General features: G+C 72.1%; 19 protein-coding genes. 7 read left to right on the top strand and 12 right to left on the bottom strand.

All coding sequences use genetic code 11. The features are described 5' to 3' along the window. Positions 1-360 precede the first annotated feature (360 nt). Positions 361-1,368 carry a stage II sporulation protein M gene (locus tag ACWC2T_RS40065; RefSeq protein ID WP_450675255.1) on the bottom strand — a complete coding sequence of 336 codons (1,008 nt, stop codon included), beginning with the start codon at positions 1,366-1,368 and terminating at the stop codon, positions 361-363. Positions 1,369-1,512: 144 nt separating this feature from the next. Here ACWC2T_RS40065 and ACWC2T_RS40070 point away from each other — a divergent pair, with 144 nt between their 5' ends. Then, complete coding sequence (locus ACWC2T_RS40070) at positions 1,513-2,439, top strand: RDD family protein (protein ID WP_450675256.1); 927 nt, start codon at positions 1,513-1,515, stop codon at positions 2,437-2,439. A gap of 137 nt (positions 2,440-2,576) precedes the next feature. On the opposite strand, the gene ACWC2T_RS40075 is transcribed toward ACWC2T_RS40070, so the two are convergent. Both ACWC2T_RS40075 and ahcY read right to left on the bottom strand, forming a co-directional pair. Beyond that, positions 2,577-3,191: a hypothetical protein gene (locus tag ACWC2T_RS40075; protein WP_450675257.1), complete on the bottom strand. Its 615-nt coding sequence runs from the start codon at positions 3,189-3,191 to the stop codon at positions 2,577-2,579. Between the two features lie 197 nt (positions 3,192-3,388). Further along, positions 3,389-4,846, bottom strand: a complete 1,458-nt coding sequence (gene ahcY / locus ACWC2T_RS40080; RefSeq protein WP_450675258.1) for an adenosylhomocysteinase — start codon at positions 4,844-4,846, stop codon at positions 3,389-3,391. Positions 4,847-5,307: 461 nt separating this feature from the next. On the opposite strand from ahcY, the gene ACWC2T_RS40085 reads away from it, so the two are divergent. After that, on the top strand, positions 5,308-7,755 hold the full coding sequence (locus ACWC2T_RS40085) for a fructose-specific PTS transporter subunit EIIC (RefSeq protein ID WP_450675259.1): 2,448 nt from the start codon (positions 5,308-5,310) through the stop codon (positions 7,753-7,755). A gap of 63 nt (positions 7,756-7,818) precedes the next feature. On the opposite strand, the gene ACWC2T_RS40090 is transcribed toward ACWC2T_RS40085, so the two are convergent. The 6 genes from ACWC2T_RS40090 to ACWC2T_RS40115 form a co-directional block, all read right to left on the bottom strand. Next, the gene (locus tag ACWC2T_RS40090; RefSeq protein WP_450675260.1) at positions 7,819-8,799 is read right to left on the bottom strand and encodes a cation diffusion facilitator family transporter; all 981 of its coding nucleotides are present in this window, start codon (positions 8,797-8,799) and stop codon (positions 7,819-7,821) included. A 173-nt stretch (positions 8,800-8,972) separates the two neighbouring features. After that, positions 8,973-10,124, bottom strand: coding sequence for a mannose-6-phosphate isomerase, class I (gene manA / locus ACWC2T_RS40095; RefSeq protein ID WP_450675261.1), 1,152 nt, complete (start codon positions 10,122-10,124; stop codon positions 8,973-8,975). A 137-nt stretch (positions 10,125-10,261) separates the two neighbouring features. Further along, positions 10,262-11,389 carry an SIS domain-containing protein gene (locus tag ACWC2T_RS40100; protein ID WP_450675262.1) on the bottom strand — a complete coding sequence of 376 codons (1,128 nt, stop codon included), beginning with the start codon at positions 11,387-11,389 and terminating at the stop codon, positions 10,262-10,264. A gap of 73 nt (positions 11,390-11,462) precedes the next feature. Next, positions 11,463-11,633: a Trm112 family protein gene (locus tag ACWC2T_RS40105; RefSeq protein ID WP_073901335.1), complete on the bottom strand. Its 171-nt coding sequence runs from the start codon at positions 11,631-11,633 to the stop codon at positions 11,463-11,465. A 195-nt stretch (positions 11,634-11,828) separates the two neighbouring features. Beyond that, on the bottom strand, positions 11,829-13,193 hold the full coding sequence (locus ACWC2T_RS40110; protein WP_450675263.1) for a phosphomannomutase/phosphoglucomutase: 1,365 nt from the start codon (positions 13,191-13,193) through the stop codon (positions 11,829-11,831). 139 nt (positions 13,194-13,332) lie between these two features. After that, the gene (locus ACWC2T_RS40115) at positions 13,333-13,758 is read right to left on the bottom strand and encodes a DUF3499 domain-containing protein (protein WP_031225760.1); all 426 of its coding nucleotides are present in this window, start codon (positions 13,756-13,758) and stop codon (positions 13,333-13,335) included. Between the two features lie 416 nt (positions 13,759-14,174). Between ACWC2T_RS40115 and ACWC2T_RS40120 the strand changes: the two genes are divergently transcribed. Continuing rightward, the gene (locus ACWC2T_RS40120; protein WP_450675264.1) at positions 14,175-14,627 is read left to right on the top strand and encodes a metallopeptidase family protein; all 453 of its coding nucleotides are present in this window, start codon (positions 14,175-14,177) and stop codon (positions 14,625-14,627) included. 196 nt (positions 14,628-14,823) lie between these two features. Here ACWC2T_RS40120 and ACWC2T_RS40125 read toward each other — a convergent pair whose 3' ends face one another. The 3 genes from ACWC2T_RS40125 to ACWC2T_RS40135 all read right to left on the bottom strand — a co-directional run bounded on the left by ACWC2T_RS40125 (position 14,824) and on the right by ACWC2T_RS40135 (position 20,496). Further along, complete coding sequence (locus ACWC2T_RS40125) at positions 14,824-16,359, bottom strand: DUF5719 family protein (RefSeq protein WP_450675265.1); 1,536 nt, start codon at positions 16,357-16,359, stop codon at positions 14,824-14,826. Further along, a complete protein-coding gene (locus ACWC2T_RS40130; RefSeq protein WP_450675266.1) occupies positions 16,356-20,042 on the bottom strand; it encodes a glycosyltransferase in 3,687 nt (1,228 codons plus the stop codon). The genes ACWC2T_RS40125 and ACWC2T_RS40130 overlap by 4 nt, the downstream gene beginning before the upstream one ends. 190 nt (positions 20,043-20,232) lie before the next feature. Further along, positions 20,233-20,496, bottom strand: coding sequence for a WhiB family transcriptional regulator (locus tag ACWC2T_RS40135; RefSeq protein ID WP_003975777.1), 264 nt, complete (start codon positions 20,494-20,496; stop codon positions 20,233-20,235). Between the two features lie 616 nt (positions 20,497-21,112). On the opposite strand from ACWC2T_RS40135, the gene ACWC2T_RS40140 reads away from it, so the two are divergent. From ACWC2T_RS40140 to ACWC2T_RS40155, 4 genes are all read left to right on the top strand, one after another. Further along, positions 21,113-21,607 carry a cysteine dioxygenase gene (locus ACWC2T_RS40140; RefSeq protein ID WP_450675267.1) on the top strand — a complete coding sequence of 165 codons (495 nt, stop codon included), beginning with the start codon at positions 21,113-21,115 and terminating at the stop codon, positions 21,605-21,607. Between the two features lie 34 nt (positions 21,608-21,641). Continuing rightward, positions 21,642-22,601 carry a 2-phospho-L-lactate transferase gene (gene cofD / locus ACWC2T_RS40145; protein ID WP_450675268.1) on the top strand — a complete coding sequence of 320 codons (960 nt, stop codon included), beginning with the start codon at positions 21,642-21,644 and terminating at the stop codon, positions 22,599-22,601. A gap of 20 nt (positions 22,602-22,621) precedes the next feature. Beyond that, the gene (locus ACWC2T_RS40150) at positions 22,622-23,905 is read left to right on the top strand and encodes a coenzyme F420-0:L-glutamate ligase (RefSeq protein ID WP_450675278.1); all 1,284 of its coding nucleotides are present in this window, start codon (positions 22,622-22,624) and stop codon (positions 23,903-23,905) included. 76 nt (positions 23,906-23,981) lie between these two features. Then, complete coding sequence (locus tag ACWC2T_RS40155) at positions 23,982-25,004, top strand: DNA-3-methyladenine glycosylase family protein (RefSeq protein ID WP_450675269.1); 1,023 nt, start codon at positions 23,982-23,984, stop codon at positions 25,002-25,004. Positions 25,005-25,201: the final 197 nt, after the last annotated feature.

Consider the following 25,201-nt stretch of genomic DNA (forward strand, 5'->3'; position numbering starts at 1 on the left):
TCACCCTCTCGGGCTTTCCTCCGGGCGCTTCCCTTCGGTGTTTCCGACTCTATCAGATCTTTTCTCGATCCGATTTCCTCGGTGCTTTCCAGGTTACCGCTCTCGCGTTTCCCTTTCCGGCGATTCCGACTTTATCAGAAGTTCCTGGCCGGTCTGACCGGCCGCTCATTTCTGAGTAATCGGGAGGTGCTTCTTGGAGATGTCGTTCTCGACTTCTCCCGAAGCTCGTAGAGTCTAACCTTCGCCGATGAACTTGTCCAGTTCCAGGCAACTGTTTGAATCTACCTCCCCATGCCACCCGTGTCAACGGGTCTTGTGGGGCGAAGAGGAGAGTAGCAGCTCACGGGCGTGGAACGCACATCAGGCGGCGGTCGGCACGGAGGCGCTGCGGTCCGTCGCTTCGAGATCGCCGGTCTCACCTGCGCGTACCGCTCGGCCGCCCAGGACGTAGACGTACGTCAGGAATGCCAGCTCGGCCAGGAGGCCGATTCCGATGCGGGTCCAGGTGGGCAGGCCGGACGGGGTGACGAAGCCTTCGATGGCGCCGGAGACGAAAAGAACCAGGGCCAGTCCGATCGCCATGCCGACGGCCGCACGCCCCTCCTCGGCGAGGGCCGTGCGCCGACTGCGGGGACCGGGGTCTATCAGCGTCCAGCCCAGGCGCAGCCCCGTACCCGCGGCGACGAAGACCGCGGTCAGTTCGAGCAGGCCGTGCGGAAGAACCAGTCCAAGGAATGTTTCGAGTCTGCCGGCGGAGGACATCAGGCCGAAGCCGACGCCCAGGTTGAGCATGTTCTCGAAGAGGATCCAGAGGACAGGCAGGCCCAGGAAGACGCCCAGGACCAGGCACATCGCGGCGGCCTGGGCGTTGTTCGTCCACACCTGGGCGGCGAAGGCCGCCGCGGGATGGCTGGAGTAGTACGTCTCGTACTCACCGCCGGGGCGGGTCAGCTGGCGCAGTTGGCTGGGCGCCGCGATCGACGCCTGTACGTCCGGGTGGGTGCCGATCCACCAGCCCAGAAGAATCGCGATGGCCGTGGAGACCAGTGCTGTGGTTACCCACCAGTGGCGAGCGCGGTAGACGGCGGCCGGGAAGCCCTGCCCCAGGAAGCGCGCAACGTCATGCCACGAGGCGCGGCGGGCGCCGGTGACGGCGCTACGCGCGCGTGCCACCAGTTGGCTGAGCCGTCCGGTCAGCTGCGGGTCCGGTGCGCTGGACTGGATGAGGGACAGATGGGTGGCGGTGCGCTGGTAGAGGGCGACGAGTTCATCGGCCTCGGCACCGTTGAGGCGGCGCCGACGGCGGAGCAGGGCGTCGAGGCGGTCCCATTCGGCTCGGTGCACGGAGACGAAGACGTCCAGGTCCATCGGGTCTGCCTGCTCCTCGGCTGGTCGTCGACTGCTCGTCGTGGATGCTCTCGATCGCGGTCAGATAGTCACACCGAGGTGCGATGTGCCCACAGCTTGGCAGACTTGCGCTTCCGGGGGCAGATCGGGGAAGGGACGGCGGGCGTGAGTGAGCTGGTGACGGGCGAGGCGGTGGCGCTCGAACTGCGGCCGGCAAAGCTGCCGAGCAGGGCGCTGGCCGTGTTGCTCGACCTCGTGGTGGTCATGGCCGCGTACGTCGTCGTCACCATCGCGGTGGTGGTGTCGACCGCCTCGCTGGACGAGGCCGCGCAGGTGGCGCTGTCGATCGCTACGTTTCTGCTCGTGCTGGTCGGCGGGCCGATCGCGGTGGAGACGCTCAGCCACGGCCGTTCGCTGGGGAAGCTGGCCTTCGGGCTCCGCGTGGTACGGGACGACGGTGGGCCGATCCGGTTTCGGCACGCGCTGGTGCGTGGCGCGATCGGCGTGGTCGAGATCCTGCTGACGTTCGGCGTGGTCGCCTGCATCGCGTCGCTGGTGTCGGCGCGGGGGCGACGTCTCGGTGACGTGTTCGCGGGCACCCTGGTCGTGCGTGAGCGAATACCCACCGGTCGTGCCGGCTTTGTACCGCCGCCGCCTCCATGGCTGGCGGGACGGTTCGCCGAGCTGGACCTGTCGGCGGTGCCGGACGGACTGTGGCTGGCTGTTCGGCAGTACCTGACCCGTATGGGGCAGCTCGATCCGCAGGTCTCGATGGGGATGGCCCAGCGGCTCGCGGCTGACCTGGCGGCGCGGACGGGTGCCTCTGTGCCACGGGATCTTCCGGCGGCCGCATTCCTGGCGGCTGTGGTGCACGAGCGGCAGTCGCGCGAGGCCCGGCAGGCGTTCGGCGCCGCTGGATTCGCCCCACAGGTGGCCGCGCCCGGCGCACCGGCCGTTCATCAACCACCCGCTGCTGCCCAGCCACCCACCTACGCCCAGCCGCCGCAGGCTCCGTTTCCGCCGTCAGCCGTCCCTACGCGGGACGATCCTCCGGTGGACCGCCCGGCCACCGGTTTCGCTCCGCCGGAGTAGTCCGGAGTAGTGGAGTAGTCCGGAGTAGTAACGAGTCCGCCCGGTACCGTTCCGGCGTCCTCGCCGGTCCCCGGTCATGCCTTGTTCCGAGGGTTCCGACGGTTCCGGCGGTTCCGGCGGTTTCCCGGTCTGCGTGTTCAGTCGAACGTCGACGGCGGTGACTGGAGGTCCTCCAGCTCGATCCCGGGTGCGGCCAGCACGACGTCCCCGGCGATGTGAATCGTGTGCCGCTCACCGGTGTCCAGGGCTGTGACCTGGTACTCGTCCACGGTCAGGGGGCCGTTGTCAGTGGCGTGTGCTTCGCTGTTCACCAGAGCCCAGGACTGGTCCACGGTGCGGGGGGCGAGGACCGGGTCCGTGAAGGCGAGCAGGCGTACGCGGGTCGTGTCGGACAAGGGGGTGAGGCGCAGGAGACGTGCGGTGGCGACGAGGAACGCGGGAGAGGTGCCGGTGAAGGCGTGGGCGCGCACATTGCCTTCGGTGGCATGGGTTCCGGTGGGGTCGGTGCGGACCCAGGTGACGCCGTCCAGGGCGGCGCCGCGCACCTGCCAGTCGCCCGCGCGCAGTTCGAGGCGGATGGGGCGGCCGAGGTCGTCCAGGGCGAGATCGACCGAGCCGCGGTGATCGCCGGCGGGGGTGGTCAGCCGGGAGACATAGCGCCAGCCGGAGGGGCCGGGGGCGCACTGGAAGTGTTCTTCGCCGAGGGGGGTGTGATCGTGCGGATCATGGAGCGAATAACGGCCGCGGGGCATGGGGGTCCTCGGTCTTCGACGGGCTGACGATCCGGCCGGACTGCCGGTTCCTCCGGTGCTCCGGGCGGGACCGGATCGGCCAAAGGGGCAGGCCCCCGGCACGGGGGTGCGGGGGCCTGCCTCGGGGGACCTGCTGCCGGGGAGTGCGGTGGTGCACCGGTGTGCTCCCCGGACGGCGGGACTACGGAATCGCCGGCTCAGTAGCGGTAGTGGTCCGGCTTGTACGGGCCCTCGACCTCGACGCCGATGTACGCGGCCTGCTCCGGGCGCAGCGTGGTCAGCTTGACGCCGAGCGCGTCCAGGTGGAGGCGGGCGACCTTCTCGTCGAGGTGCTTGGGCAGCACGTAGACGCCGATCGGGTACTCGTCGGGCTTGGTGAACAGCTCGATCTGGGCCAGCGTCTGGTCCGCGAAGGAGTTGGACATCACGAACGACGGGTGGCCGGTGGCGTTGCCCAGGTTCAGCAGGCGGCCCTCGGACAGCACGATGATCACCTTGCCGTCGGGGAACGTCCAGGTGTGGACCTGCGGCTTGACCTCGTCCTTGACGATGCCGGGGATCTTGGCGAGGCCGGCCATGTCGATCTCGTTGTCGAAGTGGCCGATGTTGCCGACGATCGCCTGGTGCTTCATCTTCGCCATGTCCGACGCAAGGATGATGTCCTTGTTGCCGGTGGTGGTGATGAAGATGTCAGCGGTCTCCACGACCTCGTCCAGGGTGGTGACCTGGTAGCCGTCCATCGCCGCCTGCAGCGCGCAGATCGGGTCGATCTCCGTGATGATCACGCGGGCGCCCTGGCCGCGCAGGGACTCGGCGCAGCCCTTGCCCACGTCGCCGTAGCCGCACACCACGGCGGTCTTGCCGCCGATCAGCACGTCGGTGGCGCGGTTGATGCCGTCGACCAGGGAGTGGCGGCAGCCGTACTTGTTGTCGAACTTCGACTTGGTGACAGCGTCGTTGACGTTGATCGCCGGGAACAGGAGGACGCCATCGCGCTGCATCTCGTACAGGCGGTGGACACCCGTCGTGGTCTCCTCGGTGACACCGCGGATCTCGGAGGCCAGCTGGGTCCACTTCTGGGGGTTCTCGCCCAGGGTGCGGTGCAGCAGCTGGAGGATGACGCGGTGCTCGTCGGACTCGGCGGTGTCCAGGGCGGGGACCTCGCCGGCCTTCTCGTACTCGACGCCCTTGTGGACGAGGAGGGTGGCGTCGCCGCCGTCGTCCAGGATCATGTTCGGGCCGCCGGTGGGGCTGTCCGGCCAGGTCAGCGCCTGCTCGGTGCACCACCAGTACTCTTCCAGGGTCTCGCCCTTCCAGGCGAAGACCGGGACGCCCTGCGGGTTGTCGGGCGTGCCGTTCGGGCCGACGGCGATGGCGGCGGCGGCGTGGTCCTGGGTGGAGAAGATGTTGCAGGAGGCCCAGCGGACGCGGGCGCCGAGGGCGACCAGGGTCTCGATGAGCACGGCGGTCTGCACGGTCATGTGCAGGGAGCCGGTGACGCGGGCGCCGGCCAGGGGCTGCGCCTCGGCGTACTCCCTGCGGATCGCCATCAGGCCGGGCATCTCGTGCTCGGCGAGGGTGATCTCCTTGCGGCCGAACTCGGCCAGCGAGAGGTCGGCGACCTTGAAGTCCTGTCGGTTGTCGACAGTCGTCATTACGAGCTGCTCCTCGGAATCGGGTCGAGGTGGGTAGGGCTGGTCTGCGCGGCGGCGGACACAGGGGTGCCCGAGAAGAGGACACAGGCATGCCCACGTACGCGCAGCGCAGTCCGTCGGAGGCCCTCTCTCCCTCGGCCGGTCCGCTCGGGACCGCCCGACCGCCATCAGCAGCGACGTCTGGCTCCGTCCCAAGCTACACCGGACGGCCCGGTCGGCCCCAGTCCGCCTCCGCACGGTTCGAGCCTTGGGTGAGGCGGTTTCGAGGCGCGGCGCGGGGGGCAGGAGCCGCGCCGGCGGAGGTGCGGAAACCGCGGAACGGAAAGCTCACAGACGTGATGAACCGGGCTTTCGCACCTTGGGCCGGGGGGTGCAGGATGCGCGGGAAACCGAGCCGTTCGGTCCCGCTCGCGGGGTGTCCGGGACGGCGCCTCGTACGACGAAGGTGTGAGGAGACAGACGTGACCAGTCCGGCCGGCCCTCCCTCCACGGGTGGCCTCGATGGCGAGCGGCGGCAGATGAAGCTGCTGGCGGTGACCGCCTGCCCGACGGGCATCGCGCACACGTACATGGCGGCGGAGAAGCTCGCGCAGGCCGCGGCGAGCTGCGGCATCGAGATGAAGGTGGAGACCCAGGGATCCATCGGGGCCGAGAACGTTCTCGACGACAACGATGTCAGAGGCGCGGACGGGATCATCGTCGCCGCCGACAAGGACGTCGACCTGAACCGTTTCGCCGGCAAGCGGGTGCTGACGGTCGGGGTCGCCGAGGGCATCCACCATCCCGAGCAGCTCATCGAGCGGGTCCGGTCGGCGCCCGTGCACGCGCCGGGCGGGGCCGCGGGCGATTCGGCGGCGGGGGCCTCCGGCGGCGGCAGGGAGCGGGGGCCGGTGTACAAGGCACTGATGAACGGGGTGTCGTACATGATCCCGTTCGTGGTCGTGGGCGGTCTGCTGATCGCGGTTTCGCTCGCGCTCGGGGGCCATGCCACGTCCAAGGGCTATGTGATCCCGGACGGCACCTTCTGGGCCCATGTCAACGCGATCGGCGGGATCGGCTTCCAGTTGATGGTCCCGATCCTGTCCGGCTACATCGCCTATGCGATCGCCGACCGGCCCGCGCTGGTGCCGGGCATGATCGGCGGCTGGATCGCCAACACGGGCGCGCTGTACGACTCCAAGGCGGGCGCGGGATTCATCGGGGCGATCGTGACCGGGTTCCTCGCCGGGTATCTCGTGCTGTGGATCAAGAAGGTCCGGGTGCCGAAGTTCGTGCAGCCGATCATGCCGATCATCGTGATCCCGATTGTGGCCACGACGGTGCTCGGGCTGTTTTTCATCTACGTCATCGGCAAGCCGATCTCCTGGGTGTTCGAGCATCTGACGAGCTGGCTCGGCGGGATGACGGGGACGAGCGCGATCCTGCTCGGCGCGATTCTCGGGCTGATGATCGCGTTCGACATGGGCGGGCCGGTGAACAAGACGGCGTTCCTGTTCGGGGCCGGGCTCATTGCGAGCGGCAACGAGGCGGTGATGGGCATGTGTGCGGCCGCGATTCCGGTGATGCCGCTCGGGCAGGGGCTGGCCACGCTGATCCGGCGGCGGCTGTACACCGGGCAGGAGCGGGAGACGGGGCTCGCGGCGCTGTTCATGGGGTGCTTCGGTATCTCGGAGGGGGCGATTCCGTTCGCGGCGGCGCGGCCTGCGCAGGTGATTCCGGCGAACATGCTGGGTGGGGCGGTGGCCGGGGCGGTTGCGGGGCTGGCCGGGGTGAAGGACGCGGTGCCGCATGGGGGGCCGATTGTGGCGGTGCTGGGTGCGGTGAGTGGGGTGCCGATGTTCTTTGTTGCCGTGGTTATCGGGGCGGTGGTGACTGCGTTGGTGACCGTGGCGTTGGTTGATGTGAGTGGGGTTTGGGGGCGCGTGGGGGCGGTTGGTGTGGGTTCGGGGGCGGGCTCGGGTTCGTCTTCGGGTGCGGGTTCAGGGGTGGTGGGGATTGGGTTCCCACCCGCACCACCCGTGCAGCAATCGTCGTCGGGTGCGGGTGGCCCCCGTGCGGGGTTCTCGCCGTCGGCGGGTGCGGGTGGCGTCGGTGAGCGGGTTTCCCCGTCGGGGGATGTATCGGTGAGCGGTACCGATGAGGCGGCTGCCGCGTCGGGGGATGTGTCGATCGGTGCCGCCGGTACTGGGGCTGCCGCATCGGGAGACGGAGGGGTAGGCGGCGCCGGTGACGCGGATTCCCCGACGAGGGATGTGTCGATAGGGGCTTCCGTGTCCGACGGGGGGTCGGTGGTTGTGTCTGGGCAGGGTGGGGCGGGGGCTTCGGTGGTCGGTGCTGAGGGTGTGGTTTCGGGGGGCTCGGGTCGGGTGGGTGCCGTTGGGGAAACCGTGGACGCCGGGCAGCCGGAGGAGGCCCGGGGCGCCGGGCGGGCTGAAGACGCCGCGGATGAGGGCCGTGTGTTGTCCGGGTATCTCGGTGAGCGGACCGTGAAGGGGTCGCTCCGGGCGGTGGAGAAGGCGGCCGCTGTCCGGGAGATGGCGGAGTTGCTCGCGCGGAGCGGGCGGGTCGCCGATGTGGACGAGCTGGTGGCAACCGCGCTGCGTCGTGAGGAACAGGGGACGACCGGACTCGGTGAGGAGATCGCGATCCCGCACGCCAAGACGGACGCGGTGACCGCGCCGGTCGTCGGCTTCGCGCGGTCCGCCGAGGGGATCGAATGGGGTTCGCTGGACGGTACGAAGGCCCGGCTGATCTTCATGATCGCCGTACCGGAGGCGGCCGCGGGCGACGAGCATCTGCGGATCCTCGCACTGCTCTCCCGCAAGCTGATGGACCCTGGTTTCCGCGAGCGGCTGCTCGCGGCACCGGACGGGTCCGCGGTGCTCGACGTGCTCGGGGAGGTCGAGTGAGGAGGGGGAGCCGGGCGAGCTGAGGGGGTGGGAAGGGGGTGTGGCTGGGGCTGAGCTCCCGTCTCAGTGGCCGGTGGCGTGCGGGTTCGGGCCGCCCGGGGTGGCCTCCGGGTCCGGGCCCTTGGCCGCCTCGGCCTCGCTGTAGATGTCCGGTTCGAGGTAGATGACGCGGGCGATGGGGACGGCGGCGCGGATGCGGGCCTCGGCGGCGTTGATGGCGTTCGCGACCTCGGCGGCCGTGTCGTCGTGCTGCACGGCGATCTTGGCGGCGACCAGCAGTTCCTCAGGGCCGAGGTGGAGCGTGCGCATGTGGATGACGCCGGTGACCGTGTCGCCGTCGACCGTCGCCTCCTCGATCTTCTTGATCACGTCCAGGCCCGCCGCCTCACCGAGCAGCAGTGACTTGGTCTCGGCGGCCAGGACCAGGGCGATCAGGACGAGCAGGACACCGATGCAGACGGTGCCGATGCCGTCCCAGACGCCGTCACCGGTGAGGACCGCGAGACCGACGCCGAGCAGGGCGAGGACCAGGCCGATGAGCGCGCCGAAGTCCTCCAGCAGGACCACCGGTAGCTCGGGGGCCTTGGCACGGCGGATGAACTGGGCCCAGGACAGGTTGCCACGCAGCTCGCTGGACTCCTTGATGGCCGTGCGGAAGGAGAATCCCTCGGCGATGACCGCGAAGACCAGGACGCCCACCGGCCAGTACCAGTGCTCCACCGCGTGGGGGTGGCTGATCTTCTCGTAGCCCTCGTAGATGGCGAACATGCCGCCTACGGAGAACAGGATGATCGAGACCAGGAAGGCGTAGATGAAGCGCTCGCGGCCGTAGCCGAAGGGGTGCTGCGGGGTGGCCTCACGCTGGGCCTTCTTGCCGCCGATGAGCAGCAGGAACTGGTTGCCGGAGTCGGCGAGCGAGTGGACACCCTCGGCGAGCATCGAGGAGGAGCCGCTGAACGCGAACGCCACGAACTTGGATGCCGCGATCGCGAGGTTGGCGCCGAGTGCCGCCACGATCGCCTTCGTACCGCCTGACGCGCTCATGTGTCCGCGTTGTCCCTTCGACCTTGTCGTCGGCCTGGTGCGGCGCCTTCGTACGGCCACGCCGCCCCGGGCGTGTCCCGGCTTTGCCCGGCCTTTGCCGGTGGGCCATTGTTGCAGCCCGGCCGGGCGCCGCCGCGTCAGGTATCCACAACCTCGGTCATACGATCACAGGGTCACACGATCACAGTGGCGCGGAAGAGCGTGCCCGGGCCCGAGACCTGCGCCGTCTCGCCGGCCGGGACGAAGACCGACTGCCCCGGGCTCAGTTCGTGCTCGCCGGTGCGGACGGCACCGGCCGTGCAGAGCAGGATCTGCGGGGTGTCGAGGGTGAGGTCGCGGGCCGCGGCACCCTCGGGGAGGACGTACCGGGAGAGGCGGAACTCGTCGATCGGCGTCTCGTAGACCTCCTCGCTGGCCGGGGAGGCCTCGGGGCGCAGTACGCCCGGGTCGCCCGCCTCGAAGCGGACGACGCGCAGGAGTTCGGGGACGTCGACGTGCTTGGGGGTCAGGCCGCAGCGCAGGACGTTGTCCGAGTTGGCCATGATCTCGACGCCGAGGCCGTTCAGGTACGCGTGCGGGATGCCGGCACCGAGGAACAGCGCCTCGCCGGGCTGCAGGCGCACGTGATTGAGCAGCATCGCCGCGATGACGCCGGGGTCGCCCGGGTAGTGCTGGGCGAGCTCGGCGTAGGGGGCGTGGTCGCCGCCGAGGCGGGCGCAGGCGGCGCTTGCCTCGGCGACCGTGTGCGCCATCTCCTGCGGGTCGGCGGTGAGGATCGCGGTGAGCACCTCGCGCAGGGCCGCGTCCTCGGGCTGGGCGTGCAGCAGGTCGACGTACGGCTTGAGGGAGGCGACGCCGAGCGCGTCGAGCAGTTCGGCGGCCCGGACCGGGTCGCGGAAGCCGCACAGGCCGTCGAACTCGGTGAGCGCGCAGATCAGTTCGGGCTTGTGGTTGGCGTCCTTGTAGTTGCGGTGCGGGGCGTCGACCGGGATGTTGCGGCGCTCCTCGTCGGCGTAACCCTCCTTCGCCTGCTCCAGGTTGGGGTGCACCTGGAGGGAGAGCGGCGCGCCGGCCGCGAGGATCTTGAGGAGGAAGGGCAGGCGCGGGCCGAACTTCGCCACGGCCGCCTTGCCGAGCTCGCGCTCCGGGTCGGCGTCGATGACGTCGACGAGCGTCCCGCGCGCGGTGCGCGAGGGGGCTCCCGGGTGCGCGCCCATCCACATCTCCGCCTGCGGTTCACCGGTCGGCTCGACGCCGAGGAGGTGCGGGATGGCGGTGGGGGAACCCCAGGCGTAGGGGCGGACGGTGTTGTCGAGGCGGTCCATGTGTCTTCTCTGTCTCCGTACGTACGGCTGCCGGGCCGGTGCCGGCGCTGATGCCGGTCGCCGGTTGCGGGTTGCCGTGCTGCGGTTGCGTGTTGCCGTGCTGATGGTGAGCAGGGGTGTTCCGGCCCGTAGCCAGATCAGGCCCTCGAAGCGAGCGCCAGGTAAACAGCGGCGAAATCCGTGACGGCGATCAGTTCCGCGAGCGTCTCCAGTTCGCCGCCTTCTTCCGGTTCGAGCTCGCTGATCGGCGTGTCGTGGCTCAGGGCCAGGTCACGGGCGGCGGGGGCGGCCGTGAGGCCGCTGATCGGGCGGTCGCGGAGCAGCACCACGCGCGCGTGCAGCGCGGGCGGCTCCTCGACGCGGTCGCGGAAGAAGTCTTCGGGGTCGGCGCTGGCGGCCAGCGGGCCGGCCAGCAGGGCGCTGTGCGCCGAGAGCGCCTCCGGGAGCTCGGCGACGAGGGCGGGGCGGCCGGCGAGTTCGGCGAGGGCGGCGGAGAAACGGCGGCCGGCCGGGCCCGCCGAGGACCCCTCCGTCCACAGCACGGGCAGCGCGTCGGCGAGTTCGGCGGCGAGGGTCTTGGCCGGGTTGCTGTAGGTCGCGATGGCCGGGCCGCAGCGCTCGGCGATGTGGTCCAGGCGGTCGGCGACCTTCTCCAGGATGTCCGGCGGGGCGCTGATCAGCCCGACCCGGTCCAGCAGCGCCACCAGCGGGGTGAGCAGCGCCCAGAAGACACCCGGGGAGGACGCGGCGAGCGGTTCCTCCTGGTCGTACGGCGCCGTCGCCATCGGTACGAACAGGCCGTGGGCGCCGGCGACCGCCTCCGCGAGCGGGGTGCGGGCCGGGGCCACGGCGACGACGGAGACGCCGCGGCGGTAGGCCTGGTCGGTGAGGAGCGACAGGCTCGGTTCGGTGCCGTCGGGGGTGGCGATCAGCAGCAGGTCCACGGAGCCGGCCCAGCCGGGGAGCTCCCAGCGCAGGGCGCCTGCGGCCGGGGCCACGCCGGTCGGGGCCAGGCGGACCACGGGGCTGCCGACGCCGGCCAGGGTGCCGAGGAGGTCGGCGGTGTGGGTGGCGGCGGCGCCGGGGCCGGCGATGAGGACGGCGCGGGGGCGGCCGTCGGGCTTGAGATCGCCGACGCCGGCCTCCGCGGCGTGCCGGGCGGCGGTGCGGACGCGGGCGCCGGCCTCGGCGGCGCCGCGCAGCAGGCCTCGGCGGTCGGCCTCGGCGAGGCCCTCCGGGGTGTCGAGCAGCGATTCGTCCAGCATGGGCGGTTGCCTCCGATCGCCGGGGGTCCTGTGCGGGTTGTCTACCGGGTTGGCTACGACGTCGAGGACGTCGTCACTCGGGGCGGCGGGCCTCGTCCACCAGCAGGACCGGAATGCCGTCGCGGACGGGGTAGGCGAGGCCGCAGTCCTGGCTCGTGCAGATCAGCTCGGTGTCCTGCTCCTTCAGGGGAGCGTGGCAGGCCGGGCAGGCGAGGATCTCCAGGAGGCCGGCTTCGAGCGGCATGGGGGGTGTCCCTTCGGGGGGCGTTGTTCGTGACTGTGGATGTGCCTGGTCAGCGTACCGCTGGTGGGCGGGCTGAGCTGGGCTGTCGGCACCGTCCAGGGGGCTGGGCCCCCTGGACGCCCGGCCCGTGCCCGCCCACCACCCGACTCGGTCGGAGCTGCGGCACGGTTCGCCGGGAACCTCGGCGCCGGAGTTTCAGGCCCTGATGATCGCCAGTGCCTCGTCGCGGATCTTCGTCATCGTCGCCTCGTCCTTCGCCTCCGCGTTCAGGCGGAGGAGCGGCTCGGTGTTGGAGGGGCGGACGTTGAACCACCAGTCGGCGGCGGCGACCGTCAGGCCGTCGAGGTCGTCCAGGGTGACGTCGGCGCGGTGCTCGTACGCGGAGCGGATCGCGGCGAGGCGGTCGGCCTGGTCGGCGACGGTGGAGTTGATCTCGCCGGAGCCGGTGTAGCGGTCGTACTGGGCGACGAGGGCGGACAGCGGGCCCTCCTGGCCGCCGAGGGCGGCGAGAACGTGCAGGGCGGCCAGCATGCCCGTGTCGGCGTTCCAGAAGTCCTTGAAGTAGTAGTGCGCGGAGTGCTCGCCGCCGAAGATCGCGCCGGTGCGGGCCATCTCGGCCTTGATGAAGGAGTGGCCGACGCGGGTGCGGACCGGGGTGCCGCCGTTCTCCTTCACGACCTCGGGGACCGTACGGGACGTGATCAGGTTGTGGATGATCGTGCCCTTGCCGCCGTTGCGGGCGAGTTCGCGGGCGGCGACCAGGGCGGTGATCGCGGACGGGGAGACCGGGTCGCCGTTCTCGTCCACGACGAAGCAGCGGTCGGCGTCGCCGTCGAAGGCGATGCCGAGGTCGGCACCCTCCTCCGGGACGCGCTTCTGCAGGTCCACGAGGTTGGCCGGGTCGAGCGGGTTGGCCTCGTGGTTCGGGAAGGTGCCGTCCAGTTCGAAGTACATCGGGACGAGGGTCAGGGGCAGGCCGGCGAAGACCGAGGGGACCGTGTGGCCGCCCATGCCGTTGCCGGCGTCGACCACGACCTTCAGCGGGCGGATGGAGGTCAGGTCGACCAGGGAGCGCAGGTGCGCCGCGTAGTCCTCCAACGTCTCACGGGTCGTCAGGGTTCCCGGCTCGGCCACCGGTTTCGGCGCGCCCGACTCCAGCCACCGCTCGACCAGTTCGCGGATCTGCGCGAGGCCGGTGTCCTGACCGACCGGGGCGGCGCCCGCGCGGCACAGCTTGATGCCGTTGTACTGGGCCGGGTTGTGGGAGGCGGTGAACATGGCGCCCGGCAGGTTCAGCGCGCCCGAGGCGTAGTACAGCTGGTCGGTGGAGCACAGCCCGATCTCGGTGACGTCCACACCGCGGTCCGCCGCGCCGCGCGCGAAGGCGCGGGTGAGGCCGGGGGACGAGGGCCGCATGTCATGGCCGACGACGATGGCCGCCGCACCCGTCACCTCCGCGAAGGCGGCGCCGAAGAGCCCGGCCAGTGACTCGTCCCACTGGTCCGGAACCACTCCGCGTACGTCGTACGCCTTCACGATCTGCGACAGATCTGCAGTCACGGCCAACCCTCCTGAAAGTCCTATGGGTGCCCACAAACTACCCGCCGGGGGTAAGGGAGAGGTGTGCGGGCACCAGGTGGACGCCCAGTCGTGACCGGGAGTGGGGTGGGCGCGCCGGCTTGACGGCCTCTGGGTGGGCTCAGTTGTCCGGAGAGCGCAGCACGCGCAGGTGGCCGCGGCGGGCGACCTCCATGGGGTCCGCGGTACGGGCTCCGCCGCCGCCCGCCTCGGCCGCGCGCTCCTGGGGGCGGGCCGCCTCGCGCACGGCGTTCGCGAGCGCTTCCAGGTCGTCTCCGCTGGGCCGCGCGGGGGCGGAGCCGTCGAGGAGACGGACGACCTCCCAGCCGCGGGGGGCGGTGAGGCGTTCGGAGTGCTCGGCGCACAGGTCGTAGCAGTGCGGCTCGGCGTAGGTGGCGAGCGGGCCGAGGACCGCGGTCGAGTCGGCGTAGACGTACGTCAGCGTCGCGACGGCGGGTCGGCCGCAGGCGGTGCGCGAACAGCGACGTACAGGGCTCACGACGTTGGACGGTACCGCACTCTTGAGCGGGCCGCGACGACTCTCCACCAGGTCACTCCACCGTGTCGTGCTGTGAAACGCCCCACACACCCCTTCGGGGAGGCCCTGTTGACCTGCGTGGACGGGATCTCGGCGGGTTTTGGGCGCGACTCGATACGGTCATGAGTCGGTACAAACAGCGTCAATTGCCTTGAGTTCGGCGGTCTTGGAGGGTTACGGAAACGAGCCAGACGTTGGCCGGAATGGTCAATGTGCGACACGAGGGCGGAGAGGGCCGATCGGAGTCGAACGGGGCCGATCGGGGGCGGGCCGATCGGCGGCGCCGTGATCGGCCGTGGAGGGGGCCATGGCCGGCCGCGGACGAGGCTCGTGATCGGCTCGTGATCGGCTCATGATCGGGCCGGGGAGACACCCGCCGGACGGGCCGGGCGGGGGGAGCGTGCGGGGACTACGCTTCCCCAGTGATGGACAACCGTGTACCGCCCCGTGCCGCCGGCCCCGGGCCCCGTCGCCGTGATCGTCACGGCAGGGGCATGCGGGGGCCGATCGCGCCGCCGCAGGTGCCGCTGGCGGCCAGCCGTGCCGATGTGTTCGCGGACCTGGTGCAGGACTCCGTGGAGCGCCTCGAGCGGCGGTGGCCGCAGCTCGCCGACATCGAATTCCTGGTGCTGGAGGTGCCCCGGCTGGACGTGCGGGGTGAGCAGGTGTGGAGCGACGAGGCCGTGCCGCTGGGCGGGGTCGTTCCCGCGCGGGACGGGCGGCGGGCGCGGGTGGTCGTGTACCGGCGGCCGGTGGAGATTCGCACCAAGGGGCGCGATGAGCGGGCCGCGCTGGTGCACGAGGTGGTCGTGGAGCAGGTGGCCGAGCTGCTCGGGCTGACTCCGGAGACGGTGGATCCGCGGTACGGCGAGGACTAGCCCCTGCAGGGTTCTGCGGAGCTACGGCGGTGTGGGTGCGGTGTGGTGCCGCGGGGTGGGGTCGGTTCGCTCGGCGGCACGGGCGGGTGCCCGGTGCTGCCGCCGGCCAACGTGGCGTTTCGCTTGCCCGCGCCCACCAGCGTTTCGCTTGCCCGCGCCCACCCGTGCCGCTGTCGGGTGGGCGGCGGTTCTGGCCTCACTTCTGCAGGACCGACAAGTCCTCCGTCGTCGTTGGTACTGCCACCATCCCCCGGTCGTTCGGGAGGGTCTGGATGGTGAAGCCGGGGATTCCGGACTCTGTGGCGGACAGGGTGCGGGAGGCGTAGACCGGGCCGCCGGAGACGGTTTCGACGGTCAGGGCGTAGGTGCCGTTGAGGCCGGAGGGGACGGGGACGGCCACGTCTTGGGTGGTGCCCGACTTGATCGTGTAGGTCTTCGTCGCCGCCGTGCCGCCCCCGCTGCCCGCGGACGCGGTGACCTTGACCGTGGCGGTGGCGGTGGGCGCGGTCAGGGCGAGGGCCGTGCCCTTGGCGCTGTTGTCGGCCGAGGTCGCGCGCGTGCCGACGGGGGCGGTCGCCGGGATGAAGGCCGTTTCCTGCTTGTCGCCCTTGCCCCGGACCACCCGCAGGGCCGCCACCACCGGGACCGACTGGTCCGTGGGGGTCAGCACGAGGGAGCCCGCCTCGCCGCGGGTCACGGCGCCGAGGTCGGCCGAGGTCGTCATGCCCGACTTCACGTGCAGGGTCTCGCTGCCCGCCGGGGTGATCAGGCCGTCCGGTGAGGCCAGGCGGACCTTCAGGTCGGCGTCGTCGCCGCCGGGAGTGAAGGCGATCAGGCGGACGTCGGTGGCGTCCTTCGGGATGCCCGGCAGGACCAGGCTGCCGGCCGGGTCGGCGGACGCGGCCAGCCAGTCGCCGCCCGCCTTGTCGTCCAGGGCCTGCACCGCCGCGCCGACCCGGCCGCTGCGCACGCTGACGTGCACGGTCAGGTCGGCCTGCTGTTGGTCGGTGAGGGTGGAGAGGAGGATCGGCTTGCTCGCGTGCGGCGGGACGGTGAGGTTCTCGCCGAGCGTGGACTTGATCGCGCCGTCCTTGCCGTACAGCTCGATGTCGACGACCGCGGCGGAGTCGTCGGGGTTGGTCAGGTGGACGTAGTCGGTGCGACCGGTGGCGGTGCCGGCGCCCGGGAACCAGAAGTCGGTGTCCGCGGCGGTGCAGTTGACGCCCTGCAGGCCGCGGCCGGTGCCGGCGGCGACCTCGGTGGTCTCCTGGACCGTCCAGCCGGGCGCGAACTCCCCGTCCGCGGTGCCGATGAGCGCGGGCCCGTCGGCGCCCGAGGTGTCGCCCGTTGCGGGAGTGCCCGGCGCCTTCGGGGTGAGCACCGGCTGGCCCGCGGTCTTCTTCGCGCCCTTGGACCCCTTGGACCCCTTGGTGCCCTTGCCGGACTGGGAGTTGTCCGTGCCGTCCGTCGACTGCTCGTCGGCCGCCTGGAGCTGGGCCTTGCCGCCGCTCCCCGCCCCCGGGGTGACGGGCGTGAACGACGTGTACGAGGTGGAGGCGATGTCCGAGATGCTCGGCGCCGGACACAGCAGGCTCGTGCGCTGGACCGGCAGGTTCGCGGCCGCCTTGGGGGCCGAGGCACCGGACGCGGACGGGCCGTCGAACGCGGCGAACGCGGTGAGGGCTGCCAGCGCGCTGCCGGCGGCGATCAGGGACAGGGTGGTGCGGTTCATTGCTGGCTCCCGTCGGGGCGCTCGCTGCCGGTGCCATGGGGGTGCTGGGCCGGGTCGTAGCCCTGCTGGGCGGGGTCGTACGCCGGGTTGTAGCCCTGCTGGTAGGCCGTCGGGTCGTACGGCATCTGGTCGGCCGTACCGCCGTAGGCGTACGGGTCGTACTGGCCCTGGCCCGTCTGGTACGGGTCGGCGGCCGGATATCCCTGCTGGTCGTAGCCGGAGGGCGGGTACTGGCCGCCGTTCTGGTACTGGTCGGTTCCGTAGCCGGCGTATCCGGGGTTCGCGTAGGACGCCTGGTCCCACTCCTCGTAGGACTGCTGGTGGGGTACGGCGGCCGGGGGCTCCTCCGGCAGCGGGGGCGCGGCCGGCTGCTCGTCGGTGGCCTGCTCCTCGGCCTGGGCCCGCAGACGGCGGGCGCGGCGGCCCTCGCCCGCGGTGGCCTGGGCGGGCGGCGGCTCCTCCTCGGGCAGGTCGTCGTCGACGTCGCGGCGGCGGCCGGGCAGGGCGAGGACGACGAGGACGACGGCGAGCGCGCCCTGGGCCCACAGCCAGGCGGTGTGGGTGATCGGATCGTCGTAGGTGACGTCCAGCGTGCCGCCGTCGGCGGGCAGTTGGAAGCCCTGGGCCCAGCCGTCGACCGTGGTGCGGGTGAGCGGCTTGCCGTTCAGGGTGGCCGTCCAGCCGTCGGAGGCGGTGTCGGCGAGGCGCAGGACGCGGCCTGCCGGGCCGGCGGGGACGGTGGTGTGGATCTCCACCGGTCCGGCGGTGACCGGCTGGGCCGTGCCCGTGCCGCCGGCGGGGACGATGGCGGCGCGGGAGACCTCCTGGTCGACGCGGTACAGGGCGCTGCCGTTCTGCTGGCTGAGCCGGGTCAGGCCGGGGGTGGTGTCGAGGACGCGGGTGATGTCGCGGGGCGCGCCCTTGTGGACGAGGACGTAGCGCACGGCGAAGCCGCCGAGTTGGTCGGCCTGGTCGGCGCCGGAGCCGGCGACGAGGTTGGCGACGACCTTGTCCAGCCGGGTGTTCTGGCCGTCGGCGGCGCTGACCTCGGCGTCGCCCATGCGGGCGCCGGAGCCGCGGACCAGGGTGTAGCGCACGCGCGCGGTGGAGTCGCTGTCCAGGATCAGGGTGCGGGCCCGGTCGCCGGTGGTGGAGTCCTCGGCGACGAACGCGGGCACCTGGGTGGGGTCGCGGCGCTCCAGGGGGCCGTCGGCGCCGCGGATCATCCAGCCGGCGGCGACGAGCAGCGGGCCCGCGGCCGAGGCGAAGGCGATCAGGGCGGCGACGGGCTGGCGCCAGCCGAAGCTCTGCTCGGCCACACGCGCGCGTGCCCCGTCGGCACCGAGGGCGGCGGCGGCCAGCAGGGCGATGCCGTAGACGAGGGTGGCGGGTCCGGCCCAGGCGGACCGGTTGGCCAGGACGGCGAAGACGAGGCCGAGCAGGGCGATCGCCCAGGCGGTGCGGATGCCGAGCTGCCGTTCGGACCGCAGGAGCGCGGCGAGGGCGGCGAGGACGATGCCGATGAGCATCAGGCCGTGCACGGTACCGGGGCCGCCGGGGCTGGCACCGAGCAGGTCGAGCGCGGAGGCGGCCGAGCTGCCGTAGGCCAGGCCGGCTTCCTTGAAGAACCCGGTCGGGAGCAGGGTCAGCGACCAGGGGGCGAGGGCCAGCAGCGGGGTGCCGAGCTGGGCGAGGAAGCGCAGGCCGTGGGCGAGGAGATCGCCGCGGCGCAGCACGAGCACACCGATGCCGAGGAGCAGCGCGATGGGCCAGACGATCGGCGTGAAGGCGGTCGTGATGGTGAGCAGCAGCGCGTACGCCCAGGTGGCGCGCCAACTGCCGCGTGCGCCGGAGCGGTTCGCGAGGCCGCTCGCGGCGACGCCCGCGCGTGCGATGAGCGGCAGCAGCACGGCGAGGACGGCGGTGCCGATGCGGCCGCCGGCCAGGGCGCCGGTGGTGGCGGGCAGGAAGGCGTAGGCGACGGCCGCCCAGGCGCGCAGCAGCCGGGAGGTCACCAGCGGCCGGGAGGCGAAGTAGGCGGTGAACCCGGCGAGGGGTACCGAGGCCACCAGCAGGACGGTGACGGCTAGTCCGGTGGAGCCGAACAGGATCGTGGCGAGGGTCGCGACGATCGCGAGGTAGGGCGGGGCGGCCGGGGTGCCGCCCGCGCCCACCGGGTGCCAGCTGTCGGCGAATCGGGACCACAGCTCGCCGGCGCCGGCCGGGACCGGCAGCAGGGCACCGCCCGCGAGCGCACCGCCGCCGAGCAGGGCGCGGCAGGCGGCCAGAGAGATGAGCAGCAGGGCGAGGAAGAGCACGGGGCCGGGGTTGCGGGCGATCCGCTTGAGCCGGGCGAACTGCTCGACCTGAAGGAAGTCGGCGTCGTCGCCGCCGGGCCCGGACTCGACGGCGCCGCCGTGCCGGCCGGCCCGGAAGGTGTCGTCGGAGCCGCTGGTGAAGTTGGCGGCGAGCTGTTCCACGGTGGCCCGGATGGTGGCGCCGGGCGGCGGGAAGAGCCGGCGGAGCTCGGCCTTGTCGATGCGTGAGGGTCCCCGGCGGCGCCGTGCGGCGAAGATCCGCTCGGGCCGCAGCAGGACGCCCAGCAGGCCGCGGATCTCGTCGACGGCCTGGCCGGGCACCTTGCCGACCAGGTAGGCGACGGTCCGCAGGAGCGTGCCGAAAACGAGCCGCAGGAACGCCCAGGGAAGGGCGGCGCCACGGGTGTTGACGAGCAGGGTGTAGACGGCGCCGGCCTTGTCGACCTTGTGCGGGGAGGCGGCGGTGCGGCCCACGCAGTCGACGGTGCGGCGCTCGCGGGAGGCGGCCTCGGCGTGCCGTACGACGGCGTCGGGGGCGATCAGGACGCGGTGGCCGGCCGCGTGGGCGCGCCAGCACAGGTCGACGTCGTCACGCATCAGGGGCAGCCGACGGTCGAAGCCGCCGAGCTGTTCGAAGACGTCGCGGCGGATGAGCATGCCGGCGGTGGAGACGGACAGCACGGTGCGCACGTGGTCGTGCTGGCCCTGGTCCTGTTCGCGGCGGTCCAGGCCGGTCCAGCGGCGGCCGGAGTTGGCGATGGAGACGCCGACCTCCAGCAGCTGCCGGCGGTCGTACCAGCCGCGGAGCTTGGGGCCGACGACCGCCACGTCGTCGCGGCCCAGTTCGAGTTCGTTGTCGACGACGCGCAGCAGTTCGGCGAGGGCGTCGGGTTCGGGCGCGCAGTCGTCGTGCAGCAGCCAGAGCCACTGGACGGGCTCGCCGTACGGCAGTTCGGGCAGGTCGTAGGCGTCGTCGCGCCAGCTGCGCGTGACCGGGTCCCAGCCGCTGGGGCGCTTGAGGTACGGCAGCTCTTCGGGGGTGAGGAGCGGGGCGGTGCGGCTCGCCTCCTCGACGGCCTGGCCGAAGCCGGTGCGGCGGGCCAGGTGCAGGACGTGTCCGTCGCCGAGGGCGTCGGTGAGCAGCCGGGCGGAGTCGTCCGCGCTGCCGGTGTCGGCGGCGACCGCGTACTGCACGGGGCGCTCCTGGCCGAGCACCCCGGCGAGCGCGTCGGGCAGCCAGCGGGCGCCGTCGTGGGAGACGAGGACCGCCGTCACCACGTGGCGCGGGAACTCGGGAGGGCGGGACGGATCAAACGCCGCTGGGGCAGCTTGTTCATGGGCTGCCGTATGGCTGTGCACGGACATCGAGGTACGGGCCCCGGTTCGATGGACTGCGGTGGACGCCCGCACCCTCTCGGAGGCCGAGTGGACAGCGGGGCGTCTCGGACGAGCGCCACACTATCGGCTGGCCATGACGACGGCCCGTCGCCTGTGGATAACCCACCGGCGACGGGCCGTTCGTGACGTTTTGGTGTGGATATGCGTGCGCGTGCGCTCAGACGGCGGCCTTCTTCAGCCGGCGGCGTTCCCGCTCGGACAGGCCGCCCCAGATGCCGAAGCGCTCGTCGTTGGCGAGGGCGTACTCGAGGCACTCGGAGCGGACCTCACAGGCGAGGCAGACCTTCTTCGCCTCTCTGGTGGAGCCGCCCTTCTCGGGGAAGAAGGACTCGGGGTCGGTCTGGGCGCACAGCGCGCGCTCCTGCCAGCCGAGTTCCTCGTCCGCGTCGTCGACCAGCAGTTGCTGCACCAGCTCGGTCATGTGCGCCCCTCGTCTGTCTTTCGCGTCCCCGTGTGCGTTGCCGTTACCGATTTCGGCTGAACGACACGAGTGAAATTACAAGTGTGCTGCTCCGGGCGAGTCAAGCCGAGATCTGCTATTGGGCCCGTTATTCACTCTGCGGAACCAAGGCCGTGCGGAAAGTGTTCAAATCGCCATAAACCATGACACGCAGACGAGGGCCCGGAGGGGCGCCGGAACCCCGTACGGACATCTATACGGAGAAGGACGCCCTGGCGTTCGATCGCGTTCCGCGAGGCTTGAGCGCCCGGATGTGCCCCATGTGTCCCGACACTCCGATGAGCAAACCTTTCGCCTCGCAGATGAACCGGATGGGGTGAAACCCGTCCCACATGCCGGGCGCCGAGTTGACACTGCGGGTGTGAACCGATGTCCTATTGGGCATGCTCGCGAACTTGGCACTCACCTCGACCCGCACCGCCGGGTCCTTCGGTGCTGCCCGGTCCCGCTGTAGCTGTTGTCGCTGTTGCAGCTGTTGAGCCACGCCTTGCTCCAGCCGTAGGCCCGGGTCCCAGGTGACCCGGTCTCCACCTCCCGTTCCCTCCGGCCTTCTCCCACCGAGGAACCACCGCACCTCATGAACAGCGACAACGACCTCCAGATCGCCGGCGACATCCTCGAAGTCCCGCACCTGCTCCAGCCGCCGCGCGAGCACCCGGCCACCGTCGCCGAGTTCGTGGGTCTCGCCCGCCGGATCGCCGCCGACCGCTCCCAGTGGGAGCACCTCGTGCGGTACGACGCGACGACCCGCTGGTACCACCGCCTGCGCACCGGCCCGGGCTACGAGATGTGGCTGCTGAGCTGGGTGCCGGGGCAGGGCAGCGGGCTGCACGACCACGGGCGGTCCTCCGGGGTCCTCACCGTCCTGGAGGGCACCCTCACCGAGCACACCGAGCGCGCCACGCGCGCGTTGGCGGCGGGCGCCGAGCGGGTGTTCGCGCCGGGGTACGTCCACGAGGTCGTCAACGACACCCTGGAGCCCGCGGTCAGCCTGCACGTGTACTACCCGGGCCTGACCGAGATGCCGATGCACACGACCCCGCACTGCGAAGCTCGTCCGGTGACTGCCTGACGCGTTGTCGTACCCGCCTGCAACACTTGTCCCCATGCGCATTGTGGTTCTGGCAGGCGGCATCGGTGGTGCCCGGTTCCTGCGCGGTCTGAAGCGGGCCGTGCCGGACGCGGACGTCACGGTGATCGGCAACACCGGCGACGACATCCACCTCTTCGGGCTGAAGGTCTGCCCGGACCTGGACACGGTGATGTACACGCTGGGCGGCGGCATCGACGAGGAACAGGGCTGGGGGCGGGCCGACGAGACCTTCCACCTCAAGGAGGAGCTGGCGGCCTACGGGGTCGGGCCGGACTGGTTCGGCCTCGGCGACCGGGACTTCGCCACGCACATCGTACGCACGCAGATGCTCGGCGCGGGCTATCCGCTCAGCGCCGTCACCGAGGCGCTGTGCGACCGCTGGCAGCCGGGCGTGAAGCTGATCCCGATGACCGACGACCGCGTGGAGACGCACGTCGCCGTGGAGGTCGACGGCGAGCGCAAGGCGGTCCACTTCCAGGAGTACTGGGTACGGCTGCGTGCCTCGGTCCCGGCGGAGGCGGTCGTCCCCGTGGGCGCCGAACAGGCCAAGCCGGCGCCCGGCGTGCTGGAGGCCATCGCCCAGGCGGACGTGATCCTCTTCCCGCCGTCCAACCCCGTCGTGTCCATCGGCACCATCCTCGCCGTGCCCGGTATCCGGGAGGCGATCGCGGACGCGGGCGTGCCCGTGATCGGCCTGTCCCCCATCGTCGGCGACGCGCCGGTGCGCGGGATGGCCGACAAGGTGCTCGCCGCGGTCGGCGTGGAGTCCACGGCCGCCGCGGTCGCCGAGCACTACGGCTCCGGCCTGCTGGACGGCTGGCTGGTCGACACCGTGGACGCGGCCGCGGTCGAGCGGGTCGAGGCGGACGGCATCCGCTGCCGGGCCGTACCGCTGATGATGACCGCCGTCGACGCGGCCGCCCAGATGGCGCGGGAGGCGCTGGCGCTGGCCGAGGAGGTGCGGCGAGCGTGAGCGAGGAGCGCCCGGAGTACATGGTCCGGGCCCTGTCGGGCATCCCCGAGGTGCAGCCGGGCGACGACCTCGCCAAGCTGATCGCCGCGGCCGAGCCGGGCCTGGCCGACGGGGACGTGCTGCTCGTCACCTCCAAGATCGTCTCCAAGGCGGAGGGCCGCATCGTGCGGGCGGCCGACCGGGAGTCGGCCATCGACGCCGAGACGGTCCGGGTCGTGGCCCGGCGCGGCACCCTCAGGATCGTGGAGAACCGGCAGGGCCTGGTGATGGCCGCCGCGGGGGTCGACGCCTCCAACACCCCTGCCGGCACCGTGCTGTTGCTCCCCGAGGACCCGGATGCATCCGCCCGGGCGATCCGCACCGGCCTGCGCGAGGCCCTCGGCGTCGACGTCGGCGTCGTCATCACCGACACCTTCGGGCGACCCTGGCGCTCGGGGCTCACGGACGTGGCGATCGGCGCCGCCGGCGTGCGCGTGCTGGACGATCTGCGCGGCGGCACGGACGCGTACGGCAATCCGCTGAGCGCCACGATCGTGGCCACGGCGGACGAACTGGCCGCCGCCGGCGACCTGGTCAAGGGCAAGGCGGCGGGCCGGCCGGTCGCGGTGCTGCGCGGCCTGCCGCACGTGCTGGCCGCCGAGGACGGCGAGGGCGCGCGGGCGCTGGTGCGGACCGCGCGGGACGACATGTTCCGGCTCGGCACGTCCGAGGCGGTCCGCGAGGCGGTGACCCAGCGGCGTACGGTCCGGGCGTTCACCGACGAGCCCGTGGACCCCGGTGCGGTACGGCGCGCGGTGGCGGCGGCGGTGACCGCGCCGGCCCCGCACCACACCACACCCTGGCGGTTCGTGCTGCTGGAGTCGGCTCGGTCCCGGACCCGGCTGCTGGACGCGATGCGGGACGCCTGGATCGCCGACCTGCGCCGGGACGGCAAGAGCGAGGAGTCGATCGCGAAGCGGGTGCGCCGCGGGGACGTCCTGCGCAACGCGCCCTACCTGGTGGTGCCGTGCCTCGTCATGGACGGCTCGCACCACTACGGGGACGCGCGGCGGGACGGCGCCGAGCGGGAGATGTTCGTCGTCGCGATGGGCGCGGGCGTGCAGAACCTGCTGGTCGCACTGGCCGGAGAGCGGCTGGGCTCGGCGTGGGTGTCGTCCACGATGTTCTGCCGTGACGTGGTGCGCGAGGCGCTGGCGCTGCCCGCGGACTGGGAGCCGATGGGCGCGGTGGCGGTCGGACATCCGGCCGAGGAGCCGAGACCGCGGCCCGAGCGGGACGCGGGGGCGTTCATCCAAGTGCGCTGAGTTCGGAGTACGCGGCCGTAGCGCTCGTACGACCGCCTAGTCTCGTAGGACGGCACCGGCTCCCCTAGGACCTCATGTGGCAGGACGTTTCGCTCAGCGGCCCACCCGTACGACCGTGCGCGGCGGCCATGTCGGCGTGCCCGCGGGCGCCGCTGCCGGGATACCGCGGCAGGCTCCGGCTCCGGCGCGGGTACGGCGGTGGGTGCCGGACGGGCCGCTCGATCTCGGGCTGGTGCTCGGGCCGTTGCGGCGCGGGCCGGCCGACCCCACCTTCCGGGCCACCGCGGACGGATCCGTGTGGCGGGCCAGCCGTACGCCCGCCGGGCCGGGCACGCTGAGGGTGCGGGCGTGCGGCGGTGAGGTGTGCGGCGAGGCGTGGGGGCCGGGGGCGGAGTGGCTGCTGGACCGGCTGCCCGAGTGGCTCGGCGCGGCCGACGAGCCGGAGGCGTTCGTGCCGCGGCACCGGGTCGTGGCCCTGGCGCGGCATCGGCGCCCCGGCCTGCGGCTGACGCGGACCGGGCTGGTGCTGGAGTCCTTGATCCCCTCGGTGCTGGAGCAGAAGGTCACGACCGACGAGGCGTACCGCGCGTGGCGGTTGCTCGTGCGGAGGTTCGGGGAGCGCGCGCCGGGACCGGCGGGGGCCGGGCAGCGGCCGATGTTCGTGATGCCGGCGCCGCGGACCTGGGCGCTGATTCCCTCCTGGGAGTGGCACCGGGCTGGCGTCGACGACAAGCGGGCGTCCACGATCCTGCGGGCGGTACGGGTCGCTGCGCGGCTGGAGCAGGCGGTGGGGGTGCCGGCGGCCGAGGCTCAGGCGCGGTTGGAGGTCGTGCCGGGGATCGGGCCGTGGACGTCGGCGGAAGTGGTGCAGCGCAGTCATGGGGCGGCCGATGCGGTGACGGTCGGGGACCTGCATCTGCCGGGGATCGTGGGGTGGGCGTTGGCGGGGGACCGTCATGCCGACGACGCGGTGATGCTGCGCTTGCTGGAGCCGTATGCGGGGCAGCGGCATCGGGCGGTGCGGCTGATCCTGCTGAGCGGGAACGTGCCTGCGCGCAGGGCGCCGAAGATGCCTCGGGTGGACATCGGGTTGCTGTGAGGGGGGCTGGGCGGGGGTGGGTTCGCCTGCGGGGGGCTGCCGCCTGGCCGACGGGGCGTTTGACTCGCCCGCGCCTGCGAAGCGCAGGTGCTGCCTCCGGACAACGGGGCGTTTCGCTCGCCCGCGCTTGCCGGGGGCTGCCGCCGGGCCGACGGGGCGTTTCGCTCGCCCGCGCTTGCCGGGTGCCTCCCCCACCG

The sequence above is a fragment of the Streptomyces sp. NPDC001393 genome, assembly GCF_053597455.1.

Coding starts and splice junctions, on each gene's coding strand:
- ACWC2T_RS40065 (WP_450675255.1), bottom strand. CDS start 1,368: ATGGACCTGGACGTCTTCGTCTCCGTGCACCGAGCCGAATGGGACCGC.
- ACWC2T_RS40075 (WP_450675257.1), bottom strand. CDS start 3,191: ATGCCCCGCGGCCGTTATTCGCTCCATGATCCGCACGATCACACCCCC.
- ahcY (WP_450675258.1), bottom strand. CDS start 4,846: ATGACGACTGTCGACAACCGACAGGACTTCAAGGTCGCCGACCTCTCG.
- ACWC2T_RS40090 (WP_450675260.1), bottom strand. CDS start 8,799: ATGAGCGCGTCAGGCGGTACGAAGGCGATCGTGGCGGCACTCGGCGCC.
- manA (WP_450675261.1), bottom strand. CDS start 10,124: ATGGACCGCCTCGACAACACCGTCCGCCCCTACGCCTGGGGTTCCCCC.
- ACWC2T_RS40100 (WP_450675262.1), bottom strand. CDS start 11,389: ATGCTGGACGAATCGCTGCTCGACACCCCGGAGGGCCTCGCCGAGGCC.
- ACWC2T_RS40105 (WP_073901335.1), bottom strand. CDS start 11,633: ATGCCGCTCGAAGCCGGCCTCCTGGAGATCCTCGCCTGCCCGGCCTGC.
- ACWC2T_RS40120 (WP_450675264.1), top strand. CDS start 14,175: ATGGACAACCGTGTACCGCCCCGTGCCGCCGGCCCCGGGCCCCGTCGC.
- ACWC2T_RS40125 (WP_450675265.1), bottom strand. CDS start 16,359: ATGAACCGCACCACCCTGTCCCTGATCGCCGCCGGCAGCGCGCTGGCA.
- ACWC2T_RS40130 (WP_450675266.1), bottom strand. CDS start 20,042: ATGTCCGTGCACAGCCATACGGCAGCCCATGAACAAGCTGCCCCAGCG.
- ACWC2T_RS40135 (WP_003975777.1), bottom strand. CDS start 20,496: ATGACCGAGCTGGTGCAGCAACTGCTGGTCGACGACGCGGACGAGGAA.
- ACWC2T_RS40140 (WP_450675267.1), top strand. CDS start 21,113: ATGAACAGCGACAACGACCTCCAGATCGCCGGCGACATCCTCGAAGTC.
- cofD (WP_450675268.1), top strand. CDS start 21,642: ATGCGCATTGTGGTTCTGGCAGGCGGCATCGGTGGTGCCCGGTTCCTG.
- ACWC2T_RS40150 (WP_450675278.1), top strand. CDS start 22,622: ATGGTCCGGGCCCTGTCGGGCATCCCCGAGGTGCAGCCGGGCGACGAC.